This is a genomic window from Rhizobium sp. BK376, assembly GCF_004341625.1.
GTDB lineage: Bacteria > Pseudomonadota > Alphaproteobacteria > Rhizobiales > Rhizobiaceae > Rhizobium.
Genome location: NZ_SLZG01000094.1, coordinates 1 through 1163 on the forward strand (window position 1 = coordinate 1; position 1163 = coordinate 1163).

Consider the following 1163-nt stretch of genomic DNA (forward strand, 5'->3'; position numbering starts at 1 on the left):
TGCGGGAAAAGTTCACGTGCCGTGACTGTGAAGGCATCAGCCAGGCACCAGCACCGTTCCATGCCACGCCGCGCGGCTTCATCGGTCCTCATCTGCTGGCGACGATCCTGTTCGACAAGTTCGGCATGCACAGCCCGCTCAACCGGCAAAGTGCCCGGTTTAAATGCGAGGGGATCGATCTTTCGACCTCGACGCTGGCCGACCAGGTCGGGTACGCAACAGCCGCTCTCATGCCTGTCTTCGATCTGATCGAGGCGCATGTCTTTGCGGCCGAGCGTCTTCACGGTGATGACACCACCATTCCCATTCAGGCCAGAGACAAATGCACGACCGGACGCATATGGACTTACGTATGCGATGACCGGCCGTTTGGGGGAACAGCGCCGCCGGCGGCAATCTACTATGCTTCGAGTGACCGCCGCGGCGAACATCCGCAGAAGCACCTGGCCGAGTATGGCGGCATTCTCCAGAGCGATTGCTACAATGGCTTCGAGCCGATCACTGTTGCCGCAATGAAAGAGGTGCCGATCACCTTCGCCTTTTGCCATGCGCATGCGCGGCGGAAATTCTTTGAGCTGGCCGATATCCAGAAAAGTGCGCGAGATCGCAAACGCAAGGGCAAGCCGATCTCGCCGATCGCGCTTGAGGCCGTCAAACGGTTCGACGCGTTGTTCGAGATTGAGCGGCAGATCAACGGCTTGAGCGCCGAAGAACGACTGGCTGTGCGGCAGGAGAAGAGCAAGCCACTGTTCGATGACATGCACGAGTGGTTGACGAAGGAACGCGCCACGCTCAGCAGATCGTCCGAGGTCATCGAGCCGATCGATTACATGCTCAAGCGCTGGGAGGGCTTTGCCCTCTTCCTCGAAGACGGGAGAGTTTGTCTCACGAATAACGCAGCCGAGCGGGCGCTGAGAAGTGTCGCATTGGGAAGACGGAACTGGACCTTCGCCGGTTCCCAGCGTGGGGCCGATCGTGCCGCTGTCATGCTGACCGTCATCACCACCTGCCGCCTCAACGATGTCGACCCAAAGGCGTGGCTTGCCGATGTCCTGGCTCGCATCGCCGACCATCCTGTCACGCGCCTGTACGAACTGCTGCCCTGGGAGTGGAAACGCGCATCGCCGGCAACCGTCATGCTGGCGGCCTGACGATGGTGGCTT

1 protein-coding gene is annotated in these 1163 nt (G+C 60.4%); it reads left to right on the forward strand.

Translation table 11 applies throughout. The features are described 5' to 3' along the window. Positions 1-1151, forward strand: a 1151-nt coding sequence (locus EV561_RS36975) for an IS66 family transposase (protein WP_132528787.1), incomplete at its 5' end; no start/stop codon positions are given. Positions 1152-1163: the final 12 nt, after the last annotated feature.